At 65.9% G+C, this 21,365-nt stretch carries 17 protein-coding genes and 1 pseudogene; 4 read left to right on the top strand and 14 right to left on the bottom strand.

Annotated elements, in window-relative coordinates; translation table 11 throughout:
- Positions 1-35 precede the first annotated feature (35 nt).
- On the top strand, positions 36-368 hold the full coding sequence (locus ACSQ76_RS12885; protein ID WP_437156895.1) for a hypothetical protein: 333 nt from the start codon (positions 36-38) through the stop codon (positions 366-368).
- 189 nt (positions 369-557) lie between these two features.
- Here ACSQ76_RS12885 and ACSQ76_RS12880 read toward each other — a convergent pair.
- Together ACSQ76_RS12880 and ACSQ76_RS12875 are read right to left on the bottom strand one after the other, a co-directional pair.
- Positions 558-1,609, bottom strand: a pseudogene (locus ACSQ76_RS12880) (catalase); the annotation flags it as partial.
- A gap of 42 nt (positions 1,610-1,651) precedes the next feature.
- Complete coding sequence (locus ACSQ76_RS12875; protein ID WP_437156894.1) at positions 1,652-3,025, bottom strand: NAD-dependent succinate-semialdehyde dehydrogenase; 1,374 nt, start codon at positions 3,023-3,025, stop codon at positions 1,652-1,654.
- A gap of 169 nt (positions 3,026-3,194) precedes the next feature.
- On the opposite strand from ACSQ76_RS12875, the gene ACSQ76_RS12870 reads away from it, so the two are divergent.
- Genes ACSQ76_RS12870 through ACSQ76_RS12860 form a run of 3 tightly spaced genes read left to right on the top strand, consistent with a single transcriptional unit; the run spans position 3,195 to position 5,903 of the window.
- Positions 3,195-4,424 carry a putative DNA modification/repair radical SAM protein gene (locus ACSQ76_RS12870; RefSeq protein WP_437158202.1) on the top strand — a complete coding sequence of 410 codons (1,230 nt, stop codon included), beginning with the start codon at positions 3,195-3,197 and terminating at the stop codon, positions 4,422-4,424.
- Positions 4,424-5,716 (top strand): UdgX family uracil-DNA binding protein, encoded by a 1,293-nt coding sequence (locus tag ACSQ76_RS12865; RefSeq protein WP_437156893.1) that lies wholly within the window; start codon positions 4,424-4,426, stop codon positions 5,714-5,716. Before ACSQ76_RS12870 ends, ACSQ76_RS12865 begins: the two co-directional genes overlap by 1 nt.
- Positions 5,679-5,903, top strand: coding sequence for a hypothetical protein (locus ACSQ76_RS12860; RefSeq protein ID WP_437156892.1), 225 nt, complete (start codon positions 5,679-5,681; stop codon positions 5,901-5,903). The genes ACSQ76_RS12865 and ACSQ76_RS12860 overlap by 38 nt, the downstream gene beginning before the upstream one ends.
- 162 nt (positions 5,904-6,065) lie before the next feature.
- Here the strand turns inward: ACSQ76_RS12860 and cysG are convergent, their stop codons facing one another.
- The 12 genes from cysG to ACSQ76_RS12800 all read right to left on the bottom strand — a co-directional run bounded on the left by cysG (position 6,066) and on the right by ACSQ76_RS12800 (position 21,238).
- The gene (gene cysG / locus ACSQ76_RS12855; protein WP_437156891.1) at positions 6,066-7,493 is read right to left on the bottom strand and encodes a siroheme synthase CysG; all 1,428 of its coding nucleotides are present in this window, start codon (positions 7,491-7,493) and stop codon (positions 6,066-6,068) included.
- A gap of 13 nt (positions 7,494-7,506) precedes the next feature.
- Positions 7,507-7,815 (bottom strand): hypothetical protein, encoded by a 309-nt coding sequence (locus tag ACSQ76_RS12850; RefSeq protein ID WP_437156890.1) that lies wholly within the window; start codon positions 7,813-7,815, stop codon positions 7,507-7,509.
- Positions 7,812-8,456, bottom strand: a complete 645-nt coding sequence (locus ACSQ76_RS12845; RefSeq protein WP_437156889.1) for a hypothetical protein — start codon at positions 8,454-8,456, stop codon at positions 7,812-7,814. The genes ACSQ76_RS12850 and ACSQ76_RS12845 overlap by 4 nt, the downstream gene beginning before the upstream one ends.
- Positions 8,453-11,083 carry a molybdopterin-dependent oxidoreductase gene (locus tag ACSQ76_RS12840; RefSeq protein WP_437158201.1) on the bottom strand — a complete coding sequence of 877 codons (2,631 nt, stop codon included), beginning with the start codon at positions 11,081-11,083 and terminating at the stop codon, positions 8,453-8,455. The genes ACSQ76_RS12845 and ACSQ76_RS12840 overlap by 4 nt, the downstream gene beginning before the upstream one ends.
- A complete protein-coding gene (nirD, locus tag ACSQ76_RS12835) occupies positions 11,083-11,412 on the bottom strand; it encodes a nitrite reductase small subunit NirD (protein WP_437156888.1) in 330 nt (109 codons plus the stop codon). Before nirD ends, ACSQ76_RS12840 begins: the two co-directional genes overlap by 1 nt.
- Positions 11,413-11,542: 130 nt before the next feature.
- The gene (nirB, locus tag ACSQ76_RS12830; protein ID WP_437156887.1) at positions 11,543-13,984 is read right to left on the bottom strand and encodes a nitrite reductase large subunit NirB; all 2,442 of its coding nucleotides are present in this window, start codon (positions 13,982-13,984) and stop codon (positions 11,543-11,545) included.
- Positions 13,985-13,997: 13 nt separating this feature from the next.
- Entirely contained in the window at positions 13,998-14,972 is a 975-nt protein-coding gene (locus tag ACSQ76_RS12825) for a GAF domain-containing protein (RefSeq protein WP_437156886.1), read from the bottom strand.
- Entirely contained in the window at positions 14,969-16,645 is a 1,677-nt protein-coding gene (locus ACSQ76_RS12820) for an ABC transporter ATP-binding protein (RefSeq protein WP_437156885.1), read from the bottom strand. Before ACSQ76_RS12820 ends, ACSQ76_RS12825 begins: the two co-directional genes overlap by 4 nt.
- A gap of 43 nt (positions 16,646-16,688) precedes the next feature.
- Entirely contained in the window at positions 16,689-17,765 is a 1,077-nt protein-coding gene (locus ACSQ76_RS12815) for an ABC transporter permease (protein WP_437156884.1), read from the bottom strand.
- A gap of 89 nt (positions 17,766-17,854) precedes the next feature.
- Positions 17,855-19,222 carry a CmpA/NrtA family ABC transporter substrate-binding protein gene (locus tag ACSQ76_RS12810; RefSeq protein WP_437156883.1) on the bottom strand — a complete coding sequence of 456 codons (1,368 nt, stop codon included), beginning with the start codon at positions 19,220-19,222 and terminating at the stop codon, positions 17,855-17,857.
- A 265-nt stretch (positions 19,223-19,487) separates the two neighbouring features.
- Entirely contained in the window at positions 19,488-20,657 is a 1,170-nt protein-coding gene (locus ACSQ76_RS12805; RefSeq protein WP_437156882.1) for an ABC transporter substrate-binding protein, read from the bottom strand.
- Positions 20,654-21,238 carry an ANTAR domain-containing response regulator gene (locus ACSQ76_RS12800; RefSeq protein ID WP_306128932.1) on the bottom strand — a complete coding sequence of 195 codons (585 nt, stop codon included), beginning with the start codon at positions 21,236-21,238 and terminating at the stop codon, positions 20,654-20,656. Before ACSQ76_RS12800 ends, ACSQ76_RS12805 begins: the two co-directional genes overlap by 4 nt.
- Between the last annotated feature and the right edge of the window lie 127 nt (positions 21,239-21,365).

Here is a 21,365-nt window from a genome sequence, read left to right as displayed (position 1 = left end):
TGCATGCCGGTCGAACAAGTAACGAGGCGAATGAAATGAGGAAATTCCTAGCAACAACATGCGCAATCGCCTTTGGTGCGATGATGCCCATCCAGGCCACGGCGCAGGTCGCTCCGGTTCAGGACGGTCCGCCTATTGCCGCGGGCGAATCCGCCTTGGCGTATGCAGCACGCGTGAACGCCTGTGGCGGCGCCGACCTTCTGGGCGCGACCTTCGCACAGGGCGGCACCCTTGTGCAGGCGCGTTGTGCAAGTGCCGGTCTCGGCATGGGCCCAGGCCCGGCCGCAGCCGCCGCCGCAGCCGCCGGCGCGGGTGCACTGCTGATTATCGCCCTTGACGGCTCCAGCAGCACCACGACCTCGCAGTAAGGCGACTGAATCAACAAAAGAAGGCCGGCACTCCAATACGAAGTGCCGGCCTTTTTCATGTCCTCAGCAGGATGATAATCGCACTTTCGCGAACAAGTGGGAGGCTGAGTTGCAGCCTGCCACCCCAGATTTGTCTACTCGGCGACCTTCACCGGCGTATCGTCGGTCACCGGCAGCGGCGGTTCGCATCTCGTAATGCGTGCCCAGCCGGTAGCGAAGGGCGTCGGCATAGGCGAACAGCCGTGCCTGCAACATCTTGTCGGGTGAAAAGCCGATGCCGGGCACCACGTTCTTCGGGCTGTAGGCCGCATTCTCGACCAGCTGGAAATAGTTCTCCGGGAAAGTGTGCATTTCCAGTTCGCCCACCTCGATCAGCGGGAAGTCGCCATGGGGCCAGACCTTCGTCAGGTTGAACGGATTGAACTCCGTCTCCAGCGCCTGTTCCTCGGTCATCACCTGGATGAACAGCGTCCACTTAGGATGCTTGCCGTCCTCGATCATGTGCCACAGCTCTTCCTGATAGCTTTCGCGCGTGTGCCCGATGATCTCGGCAGCTTTGGCATCCGACAATGTTTCGTGACCCTGGTGGGTGCGGAAATGGAACTTCACCCAGTGCCGCTCGCCCATGTCATTCCACATAGAGTAGGTGTGGCTGCCATAGCCGTTCATGTGCGCCGGCTGCGCGGAATGCCACGATCCGACATCAGGATCGTCACCTGGTGGACACTTTCGGGCTGACCCGCCCAAAAGTCGAACATCGCCTCGGGCGAGCGCAGGTTGGTCTTGGGGTGGCGCTTCTGCGTGCGGATGAAGTCGGGAAACTTGAACGCGTCGCGGACAAAGAAGATAGGGGTATTGTTGCCCACCATGTCCCAGTTCCCGTCCTCGGTGTAGAATTTCAGCGAGACCCCCCGCACGTCACGTTCGGCATCCGCCGCACCGCTTTCGCCGGCAACGGTGGACCAGCGAGACAGCACCTCGGTCTGCTTGCCGACCTCTGAAAAGAGCTTGGCGCACGTGTAGCGCGTGATGTCCTTCGTCACCGTGAAGGTGCCCTGCAGGCCCCAACCCTTGGCGTGCACCACGCGCTCGGGGATGCGCTCGCGGTTCTGGTGTGCGAGCTTTTCGATCAGCTGGTGGTCCTCCAGCATCACGGGACCCCGCGCACCGGCGGTGCGCGAGGTCTCGTTCGTGGTGTAGGGGCTGCCAGAGGTGGTGGTCAGTGTCGGTTTCTTTTTTATGGCTACGCTTTCTGTCTTATCGAATAGGGCATGGGGGCTGGATCAATCCAGCCAGATGCCTTTGATGTTCACGAACTCCCGCACGCCGAAGCCGCCATGCTCTCGACCATACCCGGAGTCCTTGACGCCGCCGAAGGGCATGTTCGGGTGCGCGGCACCAAAGCTGTTGATCCGCACCATGCCGGTGTCGAAGTACTTCTTCGCCATCTCGGTGGCGCGCCCGGTGTCCTTGGAAAAGATGCCGCCGCCCAGGCCATACCGGCTGTCATTGGCGATACGCATCGCATCTTCGTCATCCTTGGCGCGGATGACCGAGGCCACGGGGCCGAAAATCTCGTCGTCATAGGCGGGCATTCCGGGCGTGACATCGCCCAACACTGTCGCGGGATAGTACGCGCCATCGCGGTCGAACGCCTTGCCGCCGCACAGGATCTTGGCGCCCTTCCTGACGCTGGCCTCGACCTGCTCGGCCACGGTATCCAACTGTTCCTGGCTGCTCATCGGGCCAAGCTCGGTATCGTCGTCGCTTGGATCGCCCACCTTGATCTTCTTCATCGCTGTCACGTAGGCGTCGACGAACTGGTCATAGACCGTGTCGCTGACGATGAACCGCTTTGCGTTCACGCAGGTCTGGCCGTTGTTGTAGAGCCGTCCCTGAACCGACAGCTTCACCGCCAGTTCCACGTCGGCGTCTTCCAGCACGAGGTAAGCGTCGTTCGAACCCAGTTCCAGAACGGTCTTCTTCAGAGCCTTGCTGGCGACCGAGCCGATATGGCTGCCAGCCGAATTCGAGCCAGTCATTGTGACACCGCGCACCTTGTCATGCTCGATGATCTTGTCCGAGGTATCGTGATCGATCAGCAGAACGCGGAACAGGTTCTTGGGCAGACCCGCCTTGATGCAGATCTCGCGCAGGCGCAACGCGCTGCCGGTGCAGATCGCGGCATGTTTCAGAACACAGCCATTGCCGGCCATCAAAGCTGCGGCCAGCACCCGCACGGGCTGATACATCGGGAAATTCCACGGCTGGATCGAATAAACCACGCCGATCGGCTGATACGTCACCAAGCCCTTGTCGCCATTACCCAGGTCGCGCGTCTCGTCCTTGAGGTCTTCGGGCCCCTGCGCGGCGGTGTACTCGAAGATCTGCGCGCACAGTTCGACCTCGTCCTCGCCGTCTTTCAGCAGCTTGCCCATCTCGCGGGTCATCAGCTGCGACAGCTCGGTCGTGTGTTCGCGAAGTTCGCTGGCAATCGCGTTCAGCACCGCGCCGCGTTCCTCATGGGTCTTCTCGCGCCAGTCGAGGAAGGCCACGTGACACGCTTCCACGGCCTCGAAGGCCTCGGTTTCGCTCATGGTCTGGTAATCTGCGATCTTTTCGGCGGTGGCTGGATTGATGGTCTCGATCCTGGACATAACGACCTCTCGGTAAATGAAGTGGATTTGTTCGACCAACCCGATCCGCCGTCACTTGTTCCGGCAGGTGCGCGCGGATGCCGCGCCGACGGCAAACCTGCGCAAGATTGTCCGCACGCACGCGTTAACTGATCTTGCAATCATGCGCATATGTTCTACTTTCGTTCACATGCGCAAAACCTTGTCAGACAAGCTCGCCATCCTCGCCGACGCCGCGAAATACGACGCCTCCTGCGCGTCGTCCGGCACGACCCGCCGCGACAGCCGCAATGGCGGCATCGGCAGTGCGGGCGGCAGCGGGATCTGCCACGCCTACACGCCAGACGGGCGCTGCATCAGCCTGCTCAAGATCCTGATGACGAATTTCTGCATCTACGACTGCGCCTACTGCATCAACCGCGTCAGCAGCGGGGTGGAGCGGGCCCGCTTCACGCCTGAAGAGGTCGTCACCCTCACGCTGGAATTCTATCGCCGCAACTATATCGAGGGGCTTTTCCTCAGCTCCGGCATCATCAGGAGTCCGGACGACACCATGGCCGACATCACCCGCATCGCCCGGATGCTGCGCGAGGATCATGGCTTCAAGGGTTACATCCACCTCAAGACCATCCCCGAAGCCAGCCAGGAGTTGATCGACGAGGCCGGGCGCTATGCCGACCGCCTGTCGGTCAATATCGAGCTGCCCAAGGATGACAGCACCCGCACCCTAGCGCCCCAGAAACGTCCCGAGACGATCCGCGCCGCCATGGCGTCCGTCCGGCTGAAACAGCAGGCCAGCAAGGAGCGCTCTCACACGGGCAAGCGCGCGCCGAAATTCGCGCCCGCCGGCCAGTCCACGCAGATGATCGTCGGCGCGGATGGTTCGAACGACAAGGCGATCCTGACGACCTCTTCGCGGCTTTATACCGGTTACAAGCTGAGACGCGTCTATTACTCGGCCTTCTCGCCCATTCCCGACAGCTCCGCGATGCTGCCGCTGATCAAGCCGCCCCTGGTGCGCGAGCACCGGCTTTATCAGGCCGACTGGCTCTTGCGTTTCTACGGCTTCGACGTGGACGAGATCACCGATGTGGCGCCCTCGGGCAATCTCGACCTCGATATCGACCCCAAGCTCGCCTGGGCGCTGGCGCATCGCGGGCAGTTTCCCGTCGACGTGAACCGCGCGGGGCGGGACGTGCTTTTGCGGGTGCCGGGGTTCGGGACCAAGACCGTCAATCGCATCCTCACGGCGCGTCGTTCCGGCGCGCTGCGTTATGCCGACCTTCTGCGCATGGGCGCACGGATGGGCATGGCGAAATCCTTTGTCACCACGCCCGACTGGACCCCCGGCGGCCTGACCGACAGCGTTGACCTTCGCGCCCGCTTCGCGCCCGCGCCGGAACAATTGAGCCTATTCTGATGTACCGCGTCACGCTCCCGACCCTCGGCTTTTTCGAGGCGTGGCGCGACGCCGCCCGACGCCTTCTGACCCATGCCGTACCGCCGGACGAGGTGGAGTGGAGCAGGGGAGAGGACAGCAGCCTCTTCCCTGCCGACCCGCTGCCCGCGGCCGATGGCGTCCATGCGGTAACCACGACCAAGGATTTCCTGTCGCTGGCCAGGACCACGCTGTGCCACTCCGGCTCCGAGGCGCCGATTCTGCTCTACCAGGCGCTTCACCGTCACCAGACCAACCGCCGCGCGCTCGGCAATCCCGCCGATCCGATCGCCCGCAAGCTCTCGGTCCTGCAAAAGGCCGTGCGCCGGGACATTCACAAGATGCACGCTTTCGTCCGCTTCCGGGAACTGCCCTCCGACGGCCTTCGCCGCAGCTTCGGCGCGTGGTTCGAGCCCGATCACTATATCCTGGAAACCGGCACGCCCTTTTTCGCCAAGCGCTTCGCCGACATGGACTGGATGATTGCCACGCCGCAGGGGGTGACCCGCTTTGAGGATGGCATGCATACCTTCCATCCGCCCGCGGCGCGCCCCGACCTGCCCGAAGACGCGTCAGAGGCACTGTGGGGCACTTATTTCGCCAACATCTTCAATCCTGCGCGCCTGCATCTTCAGGCCATGCGCTCGGAAATGCCGCTGAAATACTGGAAGAACCTGCCCGAGACCGATCTCATCCCCGGCATGCTCGCCGACGCCGAGGCGCGGGTGGAAAGGATGCGCGCCGCCATGCCGACCGATACACCGGCCCGCGCCGAACGCATCCTGGGACGCCTGCCGCAGCCGAAGGTTCCCGACCTGCCGAAAAGCATGGAGGAAGTTCGCGCCGCTGCCATGCACTGCAAGCGTTGCGGACTGTGCGAGGCCGCCACCCAGACCGTCTGGGGCAGGGGGCACGCGCAGGCCGATCTGATGATCGTGGGCGAGCAGCCCGGCGATGCGGAGGATCTCGCCGGTAAACCCTTCGTGGGTCCCGCGGGACAATTGCTGACCACACTCATGGATGAGGCCGAGGTCGGCGACAGCTGGATGACCAACGCGGTCAAGCACTTCAAATTCCGCCCCACGGGCAAGCGCCGGATGCACCAGAACCCGGACCGGCACGAGATCGACCATTGCCGCTGGTGGCTCGACCTCGAACGCCGGTTCGTGCAACCGACGCTGACGGTCGCGCTGGGGGGGCTCGGCGGCCTATGCCCTGACCGGCAACGATGCGCCAATGAAACCGCGCCGCGGCCAGATCGAAGCCGCACATGATGGCGGCGCGGTGTTGGTGACATGGCACCCCAGCTACATCCTGCGCCTCGAGGGCAGCGCCGCGCGCTCGGCGCGCCGGGAACTGCGCGACGACCTTGCCGCCGCTGCCGAAATTCTTCGCGCCGAAAGCGCACATGACGCGGCCCCGCCGGGCCTTCCCCCCAAGGCAGCAAGACACACGGCGTAGCGAGGCGTCCGTATCAGGACCTGTCAGCTCCGCCCACAGACATGCTTCGATTGCTGGGAAAATGTGGGCAAGTTGGACGGCAAAAATGGCGGCGTGCCGGAGCAGATTATCCTGTCTCAGCGCCTCCTGCCCAGGTGCCTCACAGACAGCCGACCCCGAAACTTACAGGCACATCGCGTCTTTCTTCGCCAGCGGCTCGACCTCGGCCAGACCCGGACCTTGGAGAGACCGTTCAGCACACGGCTTGGGCCAGGTGACCAGCATCACGGCGCATCCGGTCACGTCGTTCCTATCCAGGGTGTCGGCCAGGGTCCCAAGCGTGGTGGCTATGTGCCGCTCGCCGGGCTTGGAGATGTCGCAGGCGATATCGACCGGCGCGTTTGCCGGCAACCCCTTCTGCATCAGGTCGCAGGCCAGGCGCCGGGCATGGCGTACCCCCATGTAGAAAGCCGTGGTCGTGCCAGGACCGGAATGGCGCGTGCTGTCGGGGGCAGGGTCGCTTGCGCATCCCGTGCCGGTGGTCAAGACGAGCGTGTCGGCCACGTTTCTTTCCGTCAGGCTCCGGCCCAGCATGGCGCCGGCGGCCGAGGCCGCGGTCACGCCGGGCACCAGTTCCACGGCCACCCCGGCGCGGCGCGCGGCGTCAAGTTCCTCGGTGGCACGTCCGAATATGCCGGGGTCGCCGGATTTCAGACGCACGACGCGCTGTCCCTTGCGGGCGGCGGCCACGATCATGTGGTTGATTCGGTCCTGCGGCCAGGCATGGGCGCCGACATGCTTGCCGACGAAAACCCGTTCCGCATCGCGGCGCGCCAGTCCCAGCACCTCCGCGTCGACAAGACGGTCGTAGAAGATCACATCCGCCTCCTGCAGCCGTTCAACCGCGCGCAGGGTCAGCAGATCGCGGGCCCCGGGACCGGCGCCGACAAGGCTGATCTGGCCGGCGGTGACCCGCTCGGGCGGCCCGCCCGCGGCGATGGCGGCCTTGAGGGTGCGCGCGGCGTCGCTTTCCTGCCCGCGCACCCAGGCCTGCCGCGGATCGCCCTTGAAGGCCCAGGCCCAGAAGGCCCGGCGCCGTGCGCGCGGAACGCGGCGCTCTACCGCAGGGCGCAACCGTCCGGCCAGAGCCGCCAGCCCGCCAAGCGTCTGCGGCAGCATCTCTTCCAGCCGGGTCTTGATGTCGCGGGTCAGAACGGGTGCCGTGCCCTCGCTGCCGATGGCCACGACGATCGGGTCGCGATCCACGATCGCGGGCGTGGTCATGTCGCAAAGGTCCGGCTGGTCGACGACGTTCACCGGACAGTGCGCCGCCCTGGCCAGCGCATGGGCGGCGGCGTCCAGCCCGGGACATCCCGTTCCGATGAATGCCATCGCGGCATCGGTGAACACTTGCGGCGTCAGCTTGGTGACAAGCGTGGCGCGGCCGTCCTGCACCAGCGCCTGCAACTCGTCCTCGAGCGCGGCCGCCACAAGCACCAGCACGGCATCGGTCTTGAGCAGCAGGCGGGCCTTCTGCGCGGCCTGCTCTCCGCCGCCGACGATCACGACGCGGCGGCCGGTGGTGCGGATGAACATCGGAAAGGCTTTCATGGGGTGTCTCCTGTCATGCGGCGCGCCGGCCCGCGCGGGTTTGCCAGAGCATCCGGGCGCGGGAGTCCACTGCGTCGGCTCCCAGCGTATCGAGTGCCAGTGCCGCGGTCCCCGTGATCACGTCCGCCTCAAAGGCAGGCGCGTTCCGGTTCTGCCAAAGATCCGTGAGCGTAAGCGCGGCGCTCTCCGAGAGCCTGCGGGTTTCAGGCCGGCTGGCGGGCAGGGTGGTTTCCCACGGCTGCCCCGCACGAAGGCCGAAGACCGCGATGTCCTTGGCCGGATTGCGTTCGAACTCCCCGCCCGCGCCCTTGACCACGCTCATCGCCTCCCAGCCCAGGTGCGTGGCTGCATCGGCCTGAAGCAGGCGGTAGGACGGGTGAAAAACCCCTGCACGCTGGCCCGCGCATGGGCCGGGTTCAGCATCCGGCACACCGTATTGACGCAAGAGCGCAGGCCCAGGACTTCGCGCAGGTTCAGAAGCCGGAACAGCGCCGGATGAAAGCTTTCCAGCGGCAGATAGGCAATTCCGTCGCGGTCCAGCAGGCGGGCGGCCCCGTCCGCGTCGGTGGCGGTCCCGATGCCCGCCTCGGCCAGGCTTTCGCGCACCTTCCTGTCCGGCCCGTTCCAGCCATGCAGCAGCACGCGGTGCCCCGCATCCGCCACAAGGCGCGCCGACAGCAGGAACCAGGGTTGCCCGCGCGTGCGCCCCGCGGCGTAGCTCGGCCAGTCGAGGTCCACGAGCGGCAATGCCGGCGCGCCTCCGGCTGCGGCCTCGGCAAGGCCCGCGATTTCATCCGGCGTTTCGCCTTTCATCCGCAGCAGCATCAACAGTGCGCCCACCGCCTCGGGGGCCGCGTTGCCGGACAGCATCAGCCGCATGGCGGCCCGCGCCTCCTCCCGTGTCAGGCTGCGGGACCGGCCAGGGCCGCGCCCCAGGGTGCGCACGTGATCGGCCAGGCTCATTCCGCAGCCTCTCTTGTGGTAAGCCCTTGAAGCAGATCGGCAATCTCGGGCCGGCAGGAGCCGCAATTGGTGCCCGCGCCGAGGATCTCGCCAATGGCCTCGACGCTGAGCGCCCCCTTGTTCTCGACCGCGTCGATGATGGTGTTCACCCCGACCCCGAAACAGGCACAGAGCACCGGGCCGGGATTCGGCACGTCCGCCGGCGGTCGGCCGGTCAGCGCATCAGCGCCATCCGTACCCGGCAGAGTGGCGATGTAGTCGCGCATCACCGCGACGGGCTTCGGAGCCACGAAGAGCGCGCCGATCACGACACCATCCTCGTGCAGCACGACCCGCGCGATGCCGCGCCGTGCGTCAGTGATCATCGCGGCGGTGGCGTTCGGCGCGTCAAACAATCTCCGCGCCTCGGCCTCCCAGTCGTCAACCCGGTCCAGCCCGGCCAGTTCGACGCGATAGCCGGCCTGCGTGCGGGCCTGCGCCCAGTACTCACAGCGCAGGGCCATTGGCCCGTTCGAGACGGCAAAGCCATACCAGGCGGCATCCAAGCGCGAGACGGCCACGACACTCGCCTTGCTTTCGGGCTGGCCGGAGACGGGATCGGTGGCCGCGGCGACCAGCGCGTCGATCCGGGCCGAAGGCGCGGTTTCTGCCGTCCAGTGCATCGGCGCGAAAACCTGCCCCGGTGCGACCGCATCGGTGATCCGCGCGCGCAGGATGGCGCTGCCCGACGGGCTGGACAGGCGAACAAGGTCCGCGGCGTCGATCCCAAGCCGCCCGGTATCGAACGGGTGAATTTCAAGGAATGGCTCGGCCAGGTGCGCCGACAGGCGCGGGCTGAGCGCGGTGCGGGTCATGGTGTGCCACTGGTCGCGCACCCGCCCGGTGTTGAGCCGGAAGGGAAACCGTGGCTCTGTGCGGGCCGCCGGGGGCCGCCATGTCACCGGCAGCAGGCGGGCCTTGCCACCGGGGTGATAGAACGCCCCGTCGCCGAAAAACCGCCTTCCCCGCCGCGTGGCGGTCACGGGCCAGCGCTGCGGCTTCAGCCGGTCATAGGCGCGGTCGTCGAGGTCGGCGAGCCCCGAGATGTCGAAATCGCGCCCGAACCGGCCGGCGATCCCCGAAAGGGTGGCGTACTCGCGGAAAATCTCCGCCGGGCTGCCATAGTCGAACGCGCGGGTGAACCCCATCCGCTGGCCCACCTGCGCGATGATCTGCCAGTCTGGCCGCGCCGCCCCCGGCGCTGGCAGGACACGGCGCTGGCGGCTTATGGTGCGGTCCGAGTTGGTGACCGTGCCGTCCTTCTCGGCCCATGCGGCGGCGGGCAGCAGGACGTGGGCCAGCCGCGCGGTGTCCGTGCGGTCGGTGATGTCGCTGACAACGGTAAAGTCGCAGCCGGCGATGGCGGCCTGCACGGCATCGGCCTCGGGCATGGATACGGCGGGGTTGGTGTGGATGATCCACAGCGCCTTGATACGCCCCTTCGCCACGTCGCGGAAAAGGTCGACCGCCTTCAGCCCCGGCGCCTCGGGCATCCGGGGCGCGTCCCAGAAGGTGCGCACGGCGCTGCGGTGGTCGGGGTTCCCGATATCCAGGTGACAGGCCAGCATGTTGGCCAGCCCGCCGACCTCGCGCCCGCCCATCGCGTTGGGTTGACCGGTAACGGAAAACGGCCCGCATCCGGGCGTGCCAATCCGGCCTGTGGCCAGGTGACAGTTGAGGATGGCATTGACCTTGTCAGTCCCCGAGGTCGACTGGTTCACCCCCTGCGAATAGATGGTGACAACGCGCTCGGTCCGCATCCAAAGGTCGCAGAACGCCGCGACCTGCTGCGCATCCAGCCCGGTGACCGACAGATCCGATGCTCGCGCGGCCGCCAGCGTCGGCTCGAAACCTTCGGTCCGGTCCAGAAACGCGGTGTCGAGCGCGCCGCCCTCGCAGAGCGCCGTGAATAGCTGGTTGAACAGCGCCACGTCCGAGCCGGGCCGAAGCGCCAGGTGCATGTCCGCACCGTCGCAACTGGCCGTGCGGCGCGGGTCGATGACGACGATCTTCGTGCCCCGGGCTTCGCGAGCGGCCAGCAGGCGCTGATAGAGAACGGGGTGGCACCACGCCAGGTTCGAGCCGACCAGCACGACAAGGTCGGCCTCGTCGATATCCTCGTAGGTGCCGGGCACGGTATCGGTGCCGAAGGCGCGCTTGTGCCCGGCCACCGAGGACGCCATGCAAAGCCGGGAGTTCGTGTCGATATTGGCCGAGCCGATGAAGCCCTTCATCAGCTTGTTGGCAACATAGTAATCTTCGGTCAGCAACTGTCCCGAGACGTAAAAGGCCACGCTGTCCGGCCCATGACGCGCGATGGTCTCGCTGAACCGATCCGCGACCAGTTGCAGCGCGTCGTCCCAGCCTGCGTCCTGCCCATTCACGCGCGGGCGCAGCAGACGATGGTCAAGCCCCACGGTCTCGGCCAGAGCCGTGCCTTTCGAACACAGTCGCCCAAGATTGGCCGGATGCGCGCTGTCGCCCTGCACCTCCAGCCCGCCTGCGCCGTCGGGCCGCAGCAGCACCCCGCAGCCGACCCCGCAGTAAGGGCAGGTCGAACGGGTCCAGGGCTGATCCGCGCCGTCCATCACGCGGCGGTCCGCTCGCTCAGGCCCGAGGCATCGATCCACACGCGCCCCTCCTCGACCCTCAGCGGGTAGGTGGCGATCGTGGCGGCCTCGCCCCGGGCGTGGCCGGTTTCGAGGTCGAACACCCAGTTATGCAGCGGACAGGTCACCGACTGGCCATGCACGATGCCGTCCGCCAACGGCCCGCCCTTGTGCGGGCAGGTGTTCGAGGTGGCGAACACCTCATTCTCGGCGGTGCGGAACACCGCGATGCAGCCCTGTGCCGTCTTCAGCTTGCGCGCGCCGCGCAGGGGAATGTCGTCAAGTGCACAGATGTCGATCCAGCTCATGTTGCGTCCTTTCGGGTGGCAATTGCGTGGTCCGCGTCCCGGGCCCGACCCGAGACCTCGGCGTCCCGGCCTATGCGGGAGGCCCCGGCTCGGGGGCCGGGGCGGGCAACCGGGAGCGAAAGACGCCGCGTCATTCCGCGGCCTCCAGTGTCAGGTCCGTCAGTGACTGGTACCGCTCGGCCTGTTTCGCATGTTCGGCCCAGGGGTCCTTGCGGTAGATCGACTGGCTCAGCTCGAAGGCCGCGACCAGGCGGGCACGTTCGTCTGCGCTGGCCAGCGTTTCCTTGACCCAGTCCAGCCCGACCTTGGCGAGCCACTTGTAGGGACGGTCGAGGTACTTGGCGTTTTCCCGGTAAAGCTGGATGAAAGCGGTGGTCCATTCGATCGCTTCGTCCTCGGTCGCAACGTCGACAAGGCGTTCGGTTTCCTTCACATCCATGCCCGCCGCGCCGCCCACACCGATCTGGTAGCCACTATCGACACAGACGATGCCCACGTCCTTGCAGGTCGCCTCGGCGCAGTTGCGCGGGCAGCCGGAGACCGCCAGCTTCACCTTGTGCGGGGTCCAGGACCCCCACAGGATCTGTTCCAGCTTGATGCCAAGGCCGGTGCTGTCCTGCGTGCCGAACCGGCAGTGATCGGTGCCGACACAGGTCTTCACCGTGCGCAGCCCCTTGGAATAGGCATGCCCCGAGACGAGGCCCGCCTTGTTCAGATCATCCCATATGAAGGGCAGGTCCTCGCCCTTCACGCCCATAAGGTCGATCCGCTGGCCGCCCGTGACCTTGACCGTGGGCACGTCATACTTGTCGGCCGCGTCGGCGATGGCGCGCAACTCGCGCGGGTTGGTGATCCCGCCCCACATGCGCGGCACGACGCTGAACGTGCCATCCTTCTGGATATTGGCGTGCTTGCGCTCGTTGACGAAACGGCTTTGCGGGTCGTCGCGGTAGTCCAGCGGCCAGTCGGCCAACAGGTAGAAATTGACCGCCGGACGGCAGACGTGACAGCCGTTGCGGGTCTTCCAGCCCAGCTCCTGCCAGACGGCTTCCTGGCTCTTGAGTTCCCGGCCCTTGATCAGGCGGCGCACATCCTCGTGCGTCAGATCACAGCAGCCGCAGATGGGCTGCGCCGCGGGCAGTTGGAAGTCGTCGCCCAGCGTGACCTGCAACACCTGTTCGACCAGCCCGGTGCAGGTGCCGCAGGAGGCGCTGGCCTTGGTCTGTGCGCGGACCGCACCCAGATCGGTCGCGCCGCCCGCGATGGCGTCAGTGATGGTGCCCTTGCAAATGCCGTTGCAGCCACAGATTTCCGCGTCACGCGGCAATGCTGCAACGGCTGAGAGAGGGTCCGCGTTGGGCCCTCCCTGGTAGGCGGGACCGAATATAAGCGTCTCGCGCATCTCCGAGATGTCCTCGCCCGACTGGACGAGGCCGAAGAACCAGTTGCTGTCGGCGGTGTTTCCATACATGACCGCGCCGATCAGCCGGTCATCCTCTATCACCAGCCGCTTGTAGACCCCGCGCGCCGGGTCGCGATAGACGATATCCTCGCGGCCCTCTCCGTCGGCGAAATCGCCCGCGCTGAACAGGTCGCAGCCGGTGACCTTGAGCTTGGTTGACAGCTCCCTGGGCCTGAAGGCGGCCTCGTCCCCGGTCAGCGTCGCGGCGACCACCTTGGCCTGGTTGTAGAGCGGCGCGACGAGGCCGAAGACAGCGCCGTCATGCTCGATGCATTCACCAACGGCCAGAATGTTCTCATCCGACGTGATCATCTGGTCGTCCACATGAATGCCGCGCCCCACGGCCAGCCCCGCCTCGGCGGCCAGGGCGGTGTTGGGGCGGATGCCCACGGCCATCACCAGCAAGTCGCAGGGCAGCTCGGTGCCGTCCTCCAGCACCAGCGCCCGGACCTGGCCGTCCTGGCCCAGGATCTCCTTCGAGCTGGCCGAGACGCGCACGTCGATGCCGCGGCTTTCGAGATCCTTGCGCAACAGGTATCCCGCGGCCTCGTCCAGCTGGCGTTCCATCAGGTGCCCCATCAGGTGCACCACGGTCACCTCCATCCCCCGCAGGCGCAGGCCGGCGGCGGCTTCCAGCCCCAGAAGGCCGCCCCCGATGACCACGGCCCGCGCCCCCGGCCCGGCGGCGGCGGCGTCGATCATCCGATTGGTGTCGTCGAGGTCGCGATAGGCGATCACCCCGTCACGGTCATGCCCCGGCAGCGGGATCATGAACGGGTTCGACCCGGTGGCGATCAACAGCTTGTCATAGTCCACCGTGCCGTTCTCGCCCGTCACGGTCTTTGCGGTCCGGTCGATCGCGGTCACCTTTTCCCCGAACCGGCAGGTCACGCCATGATCGGCGTACCAGGTCTCATCGTGCGTGACGATCTCCTCGTAGGATTTCTCACCCGACAGGACCGGCGACAGCATGATGCGGTTGTAGTTGCCGCGCGGCTCGGCGTTGAACAGTGTCACGTCCCAACCGTCGGGATCCGCGTCGAAGAGGTGTTCCAGCGCACGGCCCGAGGCCATCCCTGCGCCGATCACCACGAGTTTCTTGCGTGTCATTGCTTGGCTCCTCTCAGTTGTACCAGGCGACGATGTGGGTGAGCGTTTCGCCGCGATAGACCGGCAGGCCGACGAAACTGGTGTAATCCGCCGGAAGGCCGGAGCGGCCTTGCGCCACCACGGGCAGGCCGGAGCCGAGCACCTGGCCCACCACCCCTTTCCATGCGGTGGCGGTCGGCGCCTCGGTGCGCGTGCCGTCACCGTCGTCGCGCCACAGCGGGCCGTCGCGTTCGCAGACCCCGTCGGCCAGCATCGCGCGCCCGTCGCGCGTGGCGCGGGCATCCCAGATCTCGAACCGGCGCGCGATGGGCGTGCCCCGCGCGGAAAGAAGCGTCAGCACATAGGGTCGCTCCGCCGGTGTCGCCACTGGCAGGCCAAGCCCCGTGGTCAGCCCGGCCTTGCCTGCGGCCGAGGCGCGGATGAACTTGTAGCCGGACCCAAGGTCGCGCATCAGGATCGGCGCCTGTGCCGCCCAGACCCCACCCGGCAGGCCTTGGCCCTTGGGAAAATGCGTGTGTTGCGAGACGAAGGCGAACTCTTCGGCAGCCCCGAAGTACCCGTCATCGAGCATCAGCATCCCGCTGTGGTCATCGGTCCAGACCTCGATCGCGCCGACGCGCGCCTCGTCGTCACCGCACAGAACGACCAGTACGGCCTTCAGCGTCGCGCCGGCGAAGACAGGCACGGCAACCGCGCTGGTCAGCCCGGCCTCCCTCGCGGCCTCGATACGTTGGAAATACGATCCGTCGAACCCCTTGAGCACAATGGGCCGCGCCTCGTCCCAGGCTTTGCCGGGCAGGCCCTCGCCCTTGGCGAAACTGGTCTTGCGAGAAGTGTCCTCGAACGCGGAAAGGCCGTTATAGTCGCCGCTTGCCAGAACAAGGCGGTCGCCCTCGGGCACCCAGACTTCACAGACCTGGATGAACGTATCGGTGGCAGCTTGCGCTACGGTATCCATGGTGGGTGTCTCCGTGACGGGCGCGGTCATGCCGCCGCCTTGCGCGATGCGCCGGCTTTGGGTGTCGCGCCGTGCTCGTACTCTTCGAGGAAATCCAGGACCTGCTGGCGATAGCGATAGTAATCGGGATGTTCGAGCAGCGCCTTGCGGCTGCGCGGGCGCGGCAGGTCGACCTTCGTGATGCGCCCGATGGTGGCCCGCGGGCCGTTAGTCATCATCACCACGCGGTCAGCCAGCAGGATCGCCTCGTCCACGTCATGTGTGACGCAGATCGCCGTGACCTTGGTGCGCGACCACACCTCCATCAGCACTTCCTGCAATTCCCAGCGTGTCAGGCTGTCGAGCATCCCGAAGGGCTCATCCAGCAACAGCAGCTTCGGCGACAGCGCAAAGGCGCGGGCGATACCGACCCGCTGCTGCATCCCGTTCGACATGTCGCAGGCGGGCTTGTCCATCGCGTCGGCCAGCCCGACGCGTTCGAGGTAGTATTCAACCACGTCCTGACGTTCCGACTGGCTGGCGCGCGGATAGACCTTGTCCACCCCGATGGCGCAATTCTCGCGCGCGGTCAGCCAGGGAAAGAGGTTGGGCGACTGGAACACGACCGCGCGCTCGGGATCGGCGCCCTCGACGTGGCGGCCGTCAAGCTTGATAGCGCCTTTCGAGATGGCGTTGAGACCCGCCGCCATGGTCAGAACCGTCGACTTGCCACAGCCCGAATGCCCGATCAGAGAGATGAACTCACCCCGGTCGATCTTCAGGTCGAAATCCTCGACCACGGTCAGCGGCCCCTTGGGCGTGGGGTAGACCTTGTGAAGCTGGCTGAAGTCGAGGAAGCGCTCGTCGATCAGCCCTTTCTGCGCGTCCTTGATGGCGGCGGGCAGGCCGTGGATCGGCGTCACGTCAGGCAGGTTGCGTGTGCCTTCGATCTTGGCCTCGATGCCCACGTCCATCAGGTACTTGGTGACATCGGCGCGCAGGCGCTTGAACGTGTCGTCCGTGTTCATCTCCATCCGGTCGCGCGGGCGGGGGATGCTCACCGTGAACTCCTCGCCCAGCGTACCGTCCGGGTTCAGCGCGATGATCCGGTCGGCAAGGATGATCGCCTCGTCCACGTCGTTGGTGATCAGCACGCAGGTCTTTTGGTCCGCTTGCCAGATCCGCTCGATCTCGTCGGCAAGATTGGCGCGGGTCAGCGCGTCCAGCGCCGACAGCGGCTCGTCCAGAAGCAGCATCTCGGGGTTCATCGCCAGCGCGCGAGCCACGTTGACCCGCTGGCGCATCCCGCCCGACAGTTCCGCCGGGCGGCGCGTCGCGGCATGGCCGAGGCCGACCATCTCGACGTAATGCGCCACCTTCTCCGCCTTCTCCGCGCGGGACAAACCGGGAAACACGGTGTCCACCGCAAGGCCCACATTGCCGTTCACCGTCAGCCACGGCATCAGCGAATAGCTCTGGAAGATCACGCCGCGTTCCGGCCCCGGCCCGGTGACGGGCGCGCCCTTGAAGCTGACGCTGCCCTTCGTCGGGTGTTCCAGCCCCGCCATCAGGTTGATCAGCGTGGTCTTGCCCGTGCCGGAAAAGCCCAACAGCACGAGGAATTCGCCTTCCTGCACCTCCAAGTCGATGTTCTTCAGCACGTGAGTGGCGTGCAGACCGGTGCCAAAGCTCTGGCTGACGTGGTCGAGTTTGAGAATGCTCATGACATTTTCCTTTTGCGCTACCGCTTCGCTGCTCGAGCGCGGGTCACCGGTTGTTCGTGAAGGTGAAGAGGGATTGAAGTGCGTACATCACTCGATCCAGCAGGAAGCCGATGATCCCGATGGTCAGAACAGCGACCATGATCCGGGCGAGGCTCGACGAAGACCCGTTCTGGAATTCGTCCCAGACGAATTTGCCCAGACCGGGATTCTGCGCCAGCATCTCGGCGGCGATCAGGACCATCCACCCCACGCCCAGCGACAGGCGCAGACCGGTGAAGATCAGCGGCAGGGCCGAGGGAAGCACCAGCTTCGTGATCTTGGTCCAGGTGTTCATCTTCAGCACCTTCGAGACGTTCACCAGATCCTTGTCGATTGAGGCCACGCCAAGCGCCGTATTGATCAGCGTGGGCCAGAGCGAACACAGCGTCACGGTGACCGCGGAAATGATGAAGCTCTTGGGAAAGAGACCCTCGTCGGTCGCGGCCAGCGCGGAAACGATCATCGTGACGATCGGCAGCCACGCCAGTGGCGAGACCGGCTTGAAAATCTGGATCAACGGGTTGAGGCCCGCGTTGGCGGTCGGTGACAGCCCCGCAAGGATGCCAAGCGGCACCGCCACCAGGGTGGCCAGCAGAAAGCCGAAAAACACGGTCTGGATTGAGGTCCATATCTGCTGATAATAACTGGGCGCCCCGGTATAGGCGCGTTCCTTGGGGTCCCGCCCGCTGGCGATCAGACGCTCGTTGAGTTGGTCGACCTTGGCCTGGAACTCGGCCCGCTTCTCGGCCTTGGCGACCGCATCCTCATGCAGGTTAACCGTCTCGTCCCAAACCTGAGCCGGGCCGGGCACGGCGCCGAGCGAGGTCTCGACTTTCGGCGCAAGCGCGGCCCAAAGGAACAGGAACGCAGCGATGGCCAGCAGCGGCACGGCAAGAAGCCGCCAGATATCCTTGGCCTGCGCCCTGGGGTTGTCGCCTGCCGCGGCCCTGAGGATCGGCGTGGCCCAGCTCAGGCCAAGGACCTGAAACCATTTGTCCGCGGTGTTGATGCGGGTGAAGAGCCGCGCCCGGCGCGCTTCGCGGTCTGCGCTCTCGGTGAAATTCGGATCGACGGTGGTCATGAAGGGGGTCCTTGCTGCGAGAATGGCTAATGGGCCGGACATGTCTTGCGGGGCCGCCCGGCGCGTTGGACGAGCGGCCCGGCCTGACGTCAGCCTTCGACCTCGGTGCCGACGACGATCTGCTCGCCCTTCAGGCCGATGGGCAGGCTGTCGAGATAGGCGTTGGGCGACTTGCCGTCGTAGGCGATGCCGTCGATGATGTCCTCGGCCGGGGTCGGAGCCTTGTAGCCGTCGCTATCCCAGGGAAAATCCGCCTCGTCGGCCAGCCCCTCGTCGACAAGAAGCCGCGCCGCCTCGAGGTAGATCTCGGGCTTGTAGACCGAGCGGGCGACCTCATCGTACCAGCTGTCTGACTTGGGCTCGGCGATCTGGCCCCAGCGGCGCATCTGGGTCAGGTACCAGATGGCATCCGAATAGAACGGATATGTCGCGTTGTAGCGGAAGAAGACGTTGAAATCGGGGATGTCGCGCTTGTCGCCCTTGTCGAACTCGAAAAAACCGGTCATCGAGTTGGCGATCACCTCGGCATCCGCGCCCACGTATTCCGGGCGGCTGAGGATCTCGACCGCTTCCTCGCGGTTGGCGTTGTCGTTCTCGTCCAGCCACATGGCGGCGCGGATCAGCGCCTTGGTGACGGCCAGCGTCGTGTTGGGGTATTCCTCGGCGAATTCGGCGGTGATGCCGAACACCTTCTCGGGGTTGTTCTTCCACAGCTGGTAGTCGGTGATCACCGGCACGCCGATCCCCTTGAACACCGCCTGCTGGTTCCAGGGCTCGCCCACGCAGTAGCCATAGATCGTACCGGCCTCCAGCGTGGCGGGCATCTGCGGCGGCGGCGTGACCGAGAGCAGCACATCCGCGCCGATCTGGCCCGAAATATTCTCCTGGCTGTAATAGCCCGGATGCAGCCCACCGGCGGCCAGCCAGTAGCGCAGCTCGTAATTGTGGGTCGAGACCGGAAAGACCATACCCATGTTGAAGGGCTTGCCCTGCGCCTTGTACTCCTCGACCACCGGCGCCAGCGCCTCGGCCGAGATCGGATGCTGCGGACGGCCGTCCTCCATCTTGGGAATATGCGGCAGCATCTGGTCCCAGACCTCGTTCGAGACCGTGATCGCGTTGCCGTTCAGGTCCATCGAGAAGGGCGTGATGATATGCGCCTCGGTGCCGAAGCCGATCGTGGCCGCCAGCGGCTGACCGGCCAGCATGTGCGCCCCGTCAAGCTGCCCGTCGATCACGCCGTCCAGCAGCACCTTCCAGTTCGCCTGCGCCTCGAGCGTGACGAAGAGCCCTTCGTCGAGGAAATATCCCTGCTCATAGGCCACGGCCAGCGGGGCCATGTCCGTCAGCTTGATGAAGCCGAAGGTCAGTTCGTCCTTTTCCAGGTCCAGAAGTTCGGCCATGGCCGGGCTGGCAAGTGCGGTCGTGGCGGCGAGGCCGCAGAGAAGCTTTTTCATCATTCGTCCTGTCGATGCGCCCGGGCTGGCTCGAGGAGTGGCCGGGCTGGAAACGCAAAAAAGGCCGTTCACCATCCCCCGACATGCGTCGGCGGAAAGCGAGCGACCTTGCTCAGACTGTCCCTGTCATTGGGAAGAATTCTGTCCGATCCACCCCGTTGCGGATCGACGACCCCTTTTGGCGCGTCCGAGAGCTGCAAGCCAGAAAAATCCCGGCAATCCGGCTGAAAAGGACGCAACACGCGGCCGGGTGATTAAAAAGTGATCACCCGGGATCGTCCGGGTCGAAAACCGCGCCATCAAAAAAACGGTCCGGGAGCAGATTCAACTGCCCGCGAGAGGACGCTACCGCCGTCGGATGCAGAATCGCCCCCTCTACCTTGGCCGAGGCGCCGGGCAGGTCCGCATCGGTCTGTGCCATGTGCTGACGATAAAGATCGGAGCGAAAGACAGCCGCCGCCGTGTCCTTGTCCGCCCCCGTTCCATGCGCGGTGTCAAGGCGATGGGCCAGCCATTTCGACTGGCTGCGCCATGGGAACGTCGCGGCGGATCCCTGAAAGCGCAGGAAACCGTCGCAGTCGCGCTGCTCGCCCTTGCGCGACAGGATCATCCGGCCGGAGAGGGCCCTGTCGATCAGTTCCAGCGGCAGGTCGAGATACTCCTCGCGCGACAGGATCTGGGCGGCGGTGATGCGGCTGTCAGGCTTGGCCAGCCAGCGGCTCGCCTGCCAGACGGCGCGGATCAGACGGCCCAGCAGGTCCGGCTCGGTCTCGGCCCAGTCGGTGCGCGTGGCCAGCACCTTTTCCGGCGCCCCCTGCCAGATCGCGCGCCCGGGCAGCAACAGCGCGCCCACGCCCCTGTCCACCGCGACCGATCCCCAGGGCTCGCCCACGCAGAAGGCGTCGATGTCTCCCGCTTCCAACGCCTCGGCCATAAGAGGCGGCGGGACGGTGCGGATCTCGATACTGTCGAGGCCCAGATCGGTCCGTTCGGCCCAGTAGCGCAAAAGCTCCACATGCATCGAGAACGGGAACGGCACGCCGAAGACCAGCCTGCCGGTGCCGGCCCGTTTCAGCGCGGCGGCAGCGGCCCGCGCATCGTCGAAGTCAAAGCCGTAGCCCGCCGCGCGCAGCCTGTCCTCCAACGGGCGCCCGATGCCGATCACGTTGCCGTTGACCGACAGGACGCAGACAGCGGCGAGCGAGGCCCCCATCCCGCCAAGGCCCATTTTCATGGCGACCGGCACCGCCGACAGCATGTGCGCCGCATCGACCCGGCCAAACCCCAGCATGTCGCGCAGCGAGGACCATGACGGCGCGGGCACGAGCTCCAGCCCGATCGCCTCGGCCTCGGCAAAGCCCAGTTCGTGGGCCACGATCAGCGGCGCCGCGTCCACCAGCGGCATGTAGGCAACGGGAATGGTGACGCGCCTCATCCCAGAAGTCCCGCCGCCGTGACCAGCGCCTCGGCCACGTCGGCCACCTTGCGCCCCTGGTCCATGGCCGTCTTGCGCAGCAGGGCATAGGCCGCGTCCTCGTCGATCCCCTTGGCCTTCATCAACAGGCCCTTGGCGCGGTCGATCACCTTGCGCTCTTCCAACGCACGCCGGGTTTCGGCCAGTTCGTTGCGCATCTGGCGGACCATGCTGAACCGGGCGATGGCGGTGTCCATCACCGGCTTGACCCGTTCGGGCGCCAAGCCGTCGACCACATAGGCCGACACCCCGGCCTCGATCGCGTCGCGGGCCAACCCGCCTGCCGCGCCCGAGACGAACATGGCGACGGGCCGGTCCAGCGGGCCCGAGGCCAGGGTCAGTTCCTCCATCGTGTCACGGGTCGGGTTGTCGATGTCGATCAGCACGATATCGGGGGAATGCTCTGCGATCTTGCGGGCCAGGCTGGAATAGTTGCCGATCACGTAGACGTCGCAATCGCCGGTCTGCGCAAGCGCATCGACGATCCCGGTGGCCCGGTCCCGATCCTCTTCCACCACGACAACTGTCAGCCGGTTCTGCATGGCCCCTTAGTGCAATGCTGCATCGCGGCACTCAATAGATCCATCCGCTTTTCCGGCGGCCCGTTTCTTTTTGTAGGGATGCGCCGCTTCTTGCGTTCAAATTTTGAGCAGTTTGGGCCGCGGTCGA

The sequence above is a fragment of the Roseovarius sp. B08 genome (assembly GCF_051417955.1).
Taxonomy (GTDB): Bacteria; Pseudomonadota; Alphaproteobacteria; order Rhodobacterales; family Rhodobacteraceae; genus Roseovarius.
The sequence above is the reverse complement of the archived record's forward strand: the minus strand, read 5'-3'. Positions and strand labels throughout refer to the sequence as shown.

Coding starts and splice junctions, on each gene's coding strand:
- ACSQ76_RS12885 (WP_437156895.1), top strand. CDS start 36: ATGAGGAAATTCCTAGCAACAACATGCGCAATCGCCTTTGGTGCGATG.
- ACSQ76_RS12875 (WP_437156894.1), bottom strand. CDS start 3,025: ATGTCCAGGATCGAGACCATCAATCCAGCCACCGCCGAAAAGATCGCA.
- ACSQ76_RS12870 (WP_437158202.1), top strand. CDS start 3,195: ATGCGCAAAACCTTGTCAGACAAGCTCGCCATCCTCGCCGACGCCGCG.
- ACSQ76_RS12865 (WP_437156893.1), top strand. CDS start 4,424: ATGTACCGCGTCACGCTCCCGACCCTCGGCTTTTTCGAGGCGTGGCGC.
- ACSQ76_RS12860 (WP_437156892.1), top strand. CDS start 5,679: ATGAAACCGCGCCGCGGCCAGATCGAAGCCGCACATGATGGCGGCGCG.
- cysG (WP_437156891.1), bottom strand. CDS start 7,493: ATGAAAGCCTTTCCGATGTTCATCCGCACCACCGGCCGCCGCGTCGTG.
- ACSQ76_RS12850 (WP_437156890.1), bottom strand. CDS start 7,815: ATGAGCGTGGTCAAGGGCGCGGGCGGGGAGTTCGAACGCAATCCGGCC.
- ACSQ76_RS12845 (WP_437156889.1), bottom strand. CDS start 8,456: ATGAGCCTGGCCGATCACGTGCGCACCCTGGGGCGCGGCCCTGGCCGG.
- ACSQ76_RS12840 (WP_437158201.1), bottom strand. CDS start 11,083: ATGGACGGCGCGGATCAGCCCTGGACCCGTTCGACCTGCCCTTACTGC.
- nirD (WP_437156888.1), bottom strand. CDS start 11,412: ATGAGCTGGATCGACATCTGTGCACTTGACGACATTCCCCTGCGCGGC.
- nirB (WP_437156887.1), bottom strand. CDS start 13,984: ATGACACGCAAGAAACTCGTGGTGATCGGCGCAGGGATGGCCTCGGGC.
- ACSQ76_RS12825 (WP_437156886.1), bottom strand. CDS start 14,972: ATGACCGCGCCCGTCACGGAGACACCCACCATGGATACCGTAGCGCAA.
- ACSQ76_RS12820 (WP_437156885.1), bottom strand. CDS start 16,645: ATGAGCATTCTCAAACTCGACCACGTCAGCCAGAGCTTTGGCACCGGT.
- ACSQ76_RS12815 (WP_437156884.1), bottom strand. CDS start 17,765: ATGACCACCGTCGATCCGAATTTCACCGAGAGCGCAGACCGCGAAGCG.
- ACSQ76_RS12810 (WP_437156883.1), bottom strand. CDS start 19,222: ATGAAAAAGCTTCTCTGCGGCCTCGCCGCCACGACCGCACTTGCCAGC.
- ACSQ76_RS12805 (WP_437156882.1), bottom strand. CDS start 20,657: ATGAGGCGCGTCACCATTCCCGTTGCCTACATGCCGCTGGTGGACGCG.
- ACSQ76_RS12800 (WP_306128932.1), bottom strand. CDS start 21,238: ATGCAGAACCGGCTGACAGTTGTCGTGGTGGAAGAGGATCGGGACCGG.